Here is an 8168-nt window from a genome sequence, read left to right as displayed (position 1 = left end):
CCGTAGCGATGTACCAGGTTCTCCACGCGGACGACGGCTTCGGGCTTTATTTGCGGATTCAAATCAGCGGCCGAGGTTAGGGAAGCGGGCACGTCAGCGGACTGCGGTGATCATCATCAGCGCGAAGAGCGCCGGCAAATACAGCACGGTCGCCAGCAGCAACTGCCGCGCCGCGGCCTTTGATTCCGGAGCGAAGGGAGTGAGGCGCCCGCGGCCAAGGCGCGCCGCCACCCAGAGTTGTGCCAGGCCGAGCAGCAGTGCTCCCGCCAGGTAGACGCGGCTGGACATGCCGCTGGACATACCCAGGAACGCCGGCGCGAAGGCTACCGGGATGAGCAGCAGGGCGTAGAAGATGACCTCGCGCACGGTCTTGCGTCCGGTCGCGTCCACCACCGGCAACATGCGGATGCCGGCGCGGCGATAGTCTTCGGAATAGAGCCACGCGATGGCGTGGAAGTGTGGAAACTGCCACACCCACACGATGGCGAAGAGCGCGAAGGCTTCCCACTCGAGCTTGCCGCGCAGCGCGGTCCACCCGAGCAGTCCGGGCATGGCGCCGGGAAAGGCGCCGATGAAGGTTGAGACGGGCGACACTTTCTTGAGCGGGGTGTAGATCCCCAGGTAGACGGCACTGGTCGCAAGGGCAAGCGCGGCAGTCAATCCGTTGGCCGCCAGCGCGAGATAGATCACGCCGCCGATGGTGGCGACGAGTCCGAGGGCGAGCGCCTGCCACAGCGCCATGCGCTTCATCGGCAAGGGACGCCGGTTGGTACGCAGCATGAGCGCGTCGGAGTCACGCTCGAGCACTTCATTGAGTGCGGCGGTGCCGCCGGCGACCAGTCCGATGGCGAGGACGGCGTTCAAGCAGGCCCACGAGAGGGAAGAGACGTCTGACTTGGCGGCGGCCATGTAACAGCCGCACCACGCCGTCATCATCACCAGCGAAGTGACGCGCGCCTTGAACAGCTCGGCAAAATCTTTGCCCAGCGAATGCGGACGCGCGATCGTGACCGGTGTGGCTGCGCTCATACCGCGGCCGCCTTTCCCGCCTCAGTCGCAAGCTGCTCCTGTTCCTGCGAGAGCAGGTTGCGATAGACCTGCGCGGTCAGCACCACCGAGGTCGCGAGCACTGCGGCGCCGGTGACCACGTGCGCGACCGTGCTCCAGACCATGAAGGGATGCGGCTGCGCGGCGTCGCGTCCCCACTCGATGCGGGCGAGGTACGCGCCAAAGCCGAGCATGAGCTGCGCCGCCACGAGGAAGAGCAGCGCCGCGGCCGGCTTGCGCAGCGTTGGGACTTTACCGTAGCGCGCGAGCACACGCGTGGCGACCCAGATCAGCAACGCGGTGACAAGCAGGGCATTCAGGACGTGGGGCACCAGGTACGTGCCCACGATCTCGCTCGCCGCGATGCGGTTCGCGCCGGTTGGACCAAGCTTCGTCCAGACATGGCGGAAGGCGGCGCCGAGGATGAGCTGCGCATAGAGCGCGACGATGAGCACGACGGTCAATGTCCGCAGCGAAGGCGTGCCTTCATCGTGCAGCGCGAGACGTTCGGTCGCGACCCAGGAGGGCGAAGTGAAGAGTGCCATGAGGACGGCGACGCAGAAGAACGTCTGCGCGAAGGTCGCATGGGCCGACGAGACTGCCGGTGGCAGGTAGTTCAGCACCGTCGTCCCACCGAGCAGTCCCTGGAAGATGACGAGCGCGAGCGCGCCCAAGGCGAGGCGGCGCATCCAGCGACGCGGCTCGGCGCGCCACGTCCACACCGCCATCAGGATGGTGAGCACTCCGATGAACTCGGCGACCATGCGGTGGCTGTGCTCGAAGCGCACGCCGCCGACCATCGGTGGGATCTTGTAGATGGAGCCGAACGAGGTGGGCCAGTCCGGGACGGCAAGCCCGGCATCATTTGACGTGACCAGCGCGCCCGCCACCAGCAACACCAAGGTCGAGCCCGCCAGCAGCAGGGCAAAACGATGGTGCGCAGGGTTGTAGGTCGAGGTCAGAGAAGGGGCTCCCTTGGAAGCGCTATTTGTATCATGCCGCATGGAGCTCACGCGAGTTCCTGCCGGCGATAGGGATGGTTCGACTCGGTCGCCGCGGCGACCTCGCTCACCATGACAAGACGAGGAAGGGGGGGCGGGCGAACCCGCCCCCTTCCGTTGAACGAACCCAGAACGAGCGCGCTTAGGGTTTGAAGGTGAAGTTCTGGTCCTTCATGTCCTTCTTGGCTTCCACGTGCAGCTTGGTCGTCTGCTCGCCGTATTTCTCGTGGACGGCGGCGATGGTGTAGTCACCCGGCGGCAGGTCTTTGATCTCGTACTTGCCGTCTCTGTCGGTCACGGCGAAGTACGGATGCTTGACCACGCCGATGTACATCTTCATCCACGGATGCTGATTGCACTTCACCGGGATGAGGACTTCCTGGCGCGCAAAGTTTTTCTCAAGCGGCGCGCCCTTGGGCGGTTGCGACTCATTCCATTCCTTGTTGGCTTTCGGTGCCGGGTGGATGTTGTGGGTGGTGTCGTCGTCGTTCTTGATCTCGACCGTCTGGCCGGCCATGACGCCGAGCACGTGCGGATGGTAGCGGCAGCCTTGCTGGTCGAGGGTCGCTTTGTCCTTCGGGACTTCGAAGGCGCGATCGCCGAGGCCGTCTTTCACGTAGACGAACACGTTGGCGAGGTCGCCTTTATCGTCGACCACCACCGTCTCGGTCATGTTCTCGGCGCCGGTCTTCTTGCAGGCTGGGTCCTGGCTCATGTCGATCTTGGTCGGCTTGGGCGCGGTGCCTTCGAACTTCGCCATGCCGGAGACGCTTGCGACCTGGCTCTTGTCCATCGGAGTTACCGGCTTGGGCGTTTCAGAGGTGCTCTGTTCGGTGTTCTCTTTCGAGCCGCAACCGATGAGAGCTACCAGTACTAAGAGGGAGAGAAGCGCGGTGAGCGCCAGGGATTTCCGGTTCATAGGTTCTTAACCCTTTCTCGAACGTGTTCGTACTGCTTGCGTGCGCACCCGTGGTCAAACCAGTCATTCTAACGCGAAGCGCCGGAGGCCGATGGGCTGGTAGCGCGTTTTGCCGCCTTCCCCGGCCTACTCGCAGGAGCAGCACCCGCGCCCGTCTTCTTCGCGGAAGGCGCGGGCGCCGCGCTGGCGCGCCCCATCATGCCGGCCACACGGCGCTGTTCTTCCGGCGTGAGCTGCATCATGTAGCGCACGAGTAGTTTGGTGTGGTCGCCCTCGTAGCCCTGGAAGCTCGGCGGGATCGGCCCGCTGAACACCCATTGCTCACCCTGCTTGCGAAAGAGGCCGCTGGGCATGGACGTGCCCGGCGAGATGGCTTGCGGATCGATGATCCAGCGCTCCATCCAGCCCGGCTTCAGGCGTTCTTTGGCGAGCAGGAAGTTCGGCGCGGTGGCGGTCTTGTCGTGGTTCGGATCGCCGGTTGCGTGACACTTCAAGCAGGGCGCGGCAGTGGACGAGAAGAGGCTGCGCCCCATATCCAGCTCTTTCGCGGTGAGCGTCTCGACACGCTGCGGGATGTAGGGCATGGGCTGCTGCGAGAGCGCCTGGAAGAAGCGCACCAGTTTGCGCAGCTCGTTATCCGACAAGAAGAACGTAGGCATGTGCGCCTTCAGGTACGGACGCACGCCGTTGCGATTCGTGTCGGTCTCGCTGAGCGCGGGATTGCGCAGGAAGCGCATCAGCCAGACGGGATCGACACGCGCGCCCTCGGTCAGCAGCTTGGGCGGCAGTTGCTCTTTCCAGTCGGGATCCTGATAGCGCGTCATCCCCATCAGCACGGTCTGCTGCCCGGGGACGAACTGGTGGCATCCCATGCAGTTGTATTTCTTGACGACCCACCAGCCTTCCTGGATGTCGCGATCGGCGCCGCCCGGCTTGTACTTGTAATCTGCGGGCACGGTCGGGTCCTGGCTTCCGAGCAGGAAGGTGACGATGGCGTTGCGCTGCTCGTCGCTCAGGTGCGGATCGGGCATGCGCAAGTACTCTTCTTCTTTCTTGACCTTGGGACGGCCCTCAACGTCGTAGTCGTAAAGGTTCGGCACCAGCAGCTTCTTCTCGAAGAATCCTTTGGTGTCGTACCACGGCCCGATCTCCTTCGCGTTCGATGGGTACTTGCCGCCATACCATGGGCCCAGGTTCTGGCTGACCACTTGGTTGAGGACCGGGTTCACGCCGCCGCGCTTGGCTTCTTCCGTGAGCAGCGCGAAGTCGAGCCGCTCGATCGGCTTGGCGCCTTCCTGGGTGAGTTCGGTGCCGATGCGGCCTTCATCTTCGAAGCCGGCGATCTCGTGGCATCCGGCGCAGCCGTACTGGCGGATTTTGGCGCGGCCGAGGTCTTTCAGCTTGGCGTCGTCCATGTAAGGAGCGTCGGGATAATCCGCCGCCTCCTTCTTCTTCTGTGTCATGAGGAAGGTGGCCACGTCGGCGGCGTCGGATTCGCTGAGCCGCAGGATGGGCATCACCGTCATCTGCTGATACTGCAGCTCATGGCCATCATTCGGGCAGGTCGAGTGGTCTTCGTCGAAGACGTAAGGCACGCCCTTCTTCGCGTAGTCCTCCGGCCCGATATCTTTCTTCTCATACGGACAGTAGGGCCGGATGCGCAGCCGCGGGTTGTGTACCCAGCGCGCGATGTAATCGAAGTTCGCCTTCTCGCCCAGGCGCGACAGGTTCGCCGCAAAGGTGCCGCCTTGCAGGTCGGAGCCCTCACCGATGGAGTGGCAGGCGAGGCAGCCGCGCGTCTCCAGCAATTCCTTGCCATGGCCGGCGTCGCCCGGCTTCGCCTTGGGGACACCGTCGGTCAGCGCCGCTTGCCACAGATACGCCGAGATGGCCCGGATGTCTTCATCGCCGAGACGGAAGTTCGGCATCTTAGTGGTGGGACGGAAGTCCGTCGGCTTCTTCAACCACACCGGGATCCAGTTCTTATTGAGTTTGGCCCGAATGTCTTTCAAGTTCGGGCCGATCTTCTTCATATCGTGCAGGGCGCTGCGCATCTGCAGATCCAGCTGCTCGATCTTGCCGGCGAGGTTCGAGTTCTCGACGCGCAGGTTCTCCGCCTGCTGGTAGTAGTTGTTGGCGACCGCGTTGTCCGCGGCGGTGTCACCCTGCTTGCTCAGCACGGCCGCCTGGTGCAGGTTGTCTTTCTGTTGTGACTCCAACTGCTTGATCTGCTGGCGGAAGAAGATCACGTCTTCCGGTTCCCTGTCGTAGCCCTCGTAGCGATGGCATCCGTTGCAGCCGCGGACGCGGAACATGTCTTTGCCGTAGTCGATGGTCTTGCCCAGCTCCGGCCCACCCGGAGCGGCGAGCACCATGTCCGCCGCGTGACAGGTCTGGCACCCGGCCTCCACGTTCTCCTTCTTCCACAGCGGCCACAGCCAATGCTCGTAGTTGCCGTGTCCTTTTTCCACGCTGGAAGTGGCGCGGCCGTTGCCGCCATGGCAGGGCGCGCAGCCGAACTTTTCCGGATCGTGCAGCGTGAGCAGCTGGCGCTCGGGATGAGAAACGAAGGCCTGCGCGTAGGCGTCCGGCTTCTTGCCTTTGGACATCATCGCGGCCGCCGTGATCTCGATGGGCTGCCGCGCGCCCATGTGGCAGGATTCGCAGCGGTCGACCAGGTTGGCCGAGTTCACGTTGATCTGGACGATGCGCGGATCCCAATCGCGATTCGCCTTGCGCAGGTTGTCGAGCGCTTCGGGACCGAGGTCGACCATGTTATCGGCGAGATACTGGCTCATCTTCGCCTGCGCGTCTTTTTGCGGCTTGGTGACGCCGGCGAGCTGGGCGACGAGTCTGGCCTTCTCGTCCTTCAGACTCAGGTAGAGCTGCTCAAGCTGGTTGTAATCCAGCGGGCCGACCTTGCCCTTGTCGGGCAGCGTGACGCTGAACTGCTGCTTGGCTTTGTACGCGTCGAGGTCTTTCTTCTTGCTCTCGCGGCTCTTGTCGCTGCTGGTCGTCTCGAGGGCGTAGGTGTCGGCGGAAACGTGCGCGCGCGCGTCGACGAACGCGGTCTGCACGATGCCGATGTCCCGGTTGACCTTGTTGATCTCCTTGTTGAGCTGGTCGACCTGCGGCTTGATGCCGCTGCTGACGCGGTCATAGTCCGCCTGGAGCGCCTGATACTCGCTCGCGGACGTCAAATCCTTCTCCGCTTGTGCCGAGCGCGTGCGCACCGACTTGAGGTAATTCTCGTAGCGGTCCTTGAACTCGGTCTGGAAGCCCTTCCACGGACGCGTGCCCCAGTTCTCGTCGTAGATCGCCCAGAGCAGCGTTCCCAACAGGATCACGGTGGCGATCAAGTAGGGAAGCGCGAGCGATTTACTGGTTACGGGATCGTCTTGCGGCGGCAATTGCTCGGCCATTTATGCGTCTCAATCCTTTAAGGGTTTAAGACCAGCGACGATTTCAAACGTTGAGCTTTCACACGTTGAACCTTCAAACGTTGAACCAGGGCGTGACCCAGACGTACTTGATGTGCAAACCGGGGAACAAGCGCAACAGGATCTTCAACGGCAGCGACACCATCAGCAGCATGAGGAACATCATGGTGTTGTATTGCAGGAAGCTCATGCGCTTGTAGTCCTTCGGGTTGTAGCGCTTGAACAGCGTGTGCAGCAGCAGCCCGCCGACGATGAAATACAGGCCCACGACGATGGCGCCGAAGATCCCCTTCCACGGCTGCATGGTCAGGCCGAACAGGTCGGGCAGGTCACGATTGACCTCATAGACGATCTTGTTGTGGTCCCACGTCTGTCCCGGCCAGAACCACAGCCATCCTGGGCCGCGGATGAACGTCCCGATGATGATCATCGAGACCCACAGCACGATGAAGCCGAAGAAGAATGTGCTGATGGAAAACTTGCGCTGCTTCCAGGTGTAGTAACCGGAGCCGAGCGGGTTGGTATCTATATACGGGATGGCCATCAGCCCGATGATGATGAGCGTGGGCATGACCACGCCCGCGATCCAGGGATCGAAGTAGACCAGCATCTCCTGCAATCCGAGGAAGTACCACGGTGCTTTCGCCGGATTCATCGTCAGGTTCGGATTCGCCGGCTCTTCCATCGGCGCATTGAGCGTGATGGACCAGATCATCAAGATTATTGTGACGATGATGGCGGCGAGGAACTCCACCCGCAGCAGGAACGGCCACACGTGGATCTCTTTTTGCCAGCCCGGCTGCCAGGGATAGGTCTTGCGGTGGTGCGTCTTGGCGAGCGCGGGATCGCTTTCCAGTTGCGCGATGAGCACATCGTTGGCGCGCGCCTGCTTCCACGCCAGCCAGCAGTAAAAGACCACCAGCGGCAAGAGTGCCACGATGGGTACGTTGTCGGGCGTGGACGAGATCTCCCAGAGTTGTCTCCAGTCCATCGCTATCTCCTCGCCTCTTTGACTTCGCTTGCCAGGATGACTGGGGCCGGCCCGCTGATGCCGCCATCCTTACGGACTCGCCAGAAGTGCACGATCATGAAGATGGAGGCGATGATAGGAATGCCGATGCAGTGCCAGATGTATGCGCGCAGGAGCGCATTCGCGTCCACGATGGAACCGCCCAGCAGTCCGAAGCGGACATCGTTATACGGCGTCATGCCGAGCTGCGGCCCGAACGGACCTTCGTGTCCGAGCATGGGAGTGGCGCGCGCCATGTTCGTTCCCACCGTCACCGCCCAGAAACCGAGCTGATCGTCGGGCAGCAGGTAGCCGGTGAAGGAGAGCAGCAAGGTCAGCACCAGCAGGATCACACCCACGTTCCAGTTGAACTCGCGCGGCTTCTTGTACGACCCGGTGAGGAAGACGCGGAACATGTGCAGCCACACCGCGATGATCATGAGGTGGGCCGCCCAGCGATGCATGTTGCGCAACAACTTGCCGAAGGGGACGTCGTGCTCGAGGTAGAGCACGTCGCGGAAGGCCTGCACTTTCGTCGGATGGTAATAGAACATCAGCAGCACGCCGGTGAAGGTGAGCACGATGAAGAGGTAGAAGGTGATGCCGCCCATGCCCCAGGTGTAGTTGTAGCGCACCGCATCACGATTGATCTTCGCCGGATGCAGGTGCAGAAACACGTTGGAGAGCACGCCGAGCGCGCGGTTGCGCGGCGTGTCGTCGTGCTTGTGGCGGAAGATGGAGGTGAAGATCTG

At 62.5% G+C, this 8168-nt stretch carries 6 protein-coding genes; all 6 read right to left on the bottom strand.

The window, feature by feature from the left end; genetic code table 11:
* Positions 1-93: 93 nt before the first annotated feature.
* Complete coding sequence (cyoE, locus tag M3P27_04715) at positions 94-1029, bottom strand: heme o synthase (GenBank protein ID MDP9267614.1); 936 nt, start codon at positions 1027-1029, stop codon at positions 94-96.
* Positions 1026-2051, bottom strand: a complete 1026-nt coding sequence (locus tag M3P27_04710) for a COX15/CtaA family protein (protein MDP9267613.1) — start codon at positions 2049-2051, stop codon at positions 1026-1028. The genes cyoE and M3P27_04710 overlap by 4 nt, the downstream gene beginning before the upstream one ends.
* 139 nt (positions 2052-2190) lie before the next feature.
* Positions 2191-2967, bottom strand: coding sequence for a carboxypeptidase regulatory-like domain-containing protein (locus M3P27_04705; protein MDP9267612.1), 777 nt, complete (start codon positions 2965-2967; stop codon positions 2191-2193).
* Positions 2968-3035: 68 nt separating this feature from the next.
* Positions 3036-6389: a cytochrome c gene (locus tag M3P27_04700; GenBank protein ID MDP9267611.1), complete on the bottom strand. Its 3354-nt coding sequence runs from the start codon at positions 6387-6389 to the stop codon at positions 3036-3038.
* A 73-nt stretch (positions 6390-6462) separates the two neighbouring features.
* Positions 6463-7398, bottom strand: a complete 936-nt coding sequence (locus M3P27_04695) for a cytochrome C (protein ID MDP9267610.1) — start codon at positions 7396-7398, stop codon at positions 6463-6465.
* Between the two features lie 2 nt (positions 7399-7400).
* On the bottom strand, positions 7401-8168 hold a 768-nt coding region (locus M3P27_04690; protein MDP9267609.1), incomplete at its 5' end, for a cytochrome b N-terminal domain-containing protein.

This window comes from Acidobacteriota bacterium, from assembly GCA_030774055.1.
Lineage (GTDB): Bacteria > Acidobacteriota > Terriglobia > Terriglobales > Acidobacteriaceae > JACPNR01.
The sequence above is the reverse complement of the archived record's forward strand: the minus strand, read 5'-3'. Positions and strand labels throughout refer to the sequence as shown.

Excerpts from the sequence above, each read along its gene's own strand:
- cyoE (MDP9267614.1), bottom strand. The coding sequence starts at position 1,029 with ATGAGCGCAGCCACACCGGTCACGATCGCGCGTCCGCATTCGCTGGGC.
- M3P27_04710 (MDP9267613.1), bottom strand. The coding sequence starts at position 2,051 with ATGCGGCATGATACAAATAGCGCTTCCAAGGGAGCCCCTTCTCTGACC.
- M3P27_04705 (MDP9267612.1), bottom strand. The coding sequence starts at position 2,967 with ATGAACCGGAAATCCCTGGCGCTCACCGCGCTTCTCTCCCTCTTAGTA.
- M3P27_04700 (MDP9267611.1), bottom strand. The coding sequence starts at position 6,389 with ATGGCCGAGCAATTGCCGCCGCAAGACGATCCCGTAACCAGTAAATCG.
- M3P27_04695 (MDP9267610.1), bottom strand. The coding sequence starts at position 7,398 with ATGGACTGGAGACAACTCTGGGAGATCTCGTCCACGCCCGACAACGTA.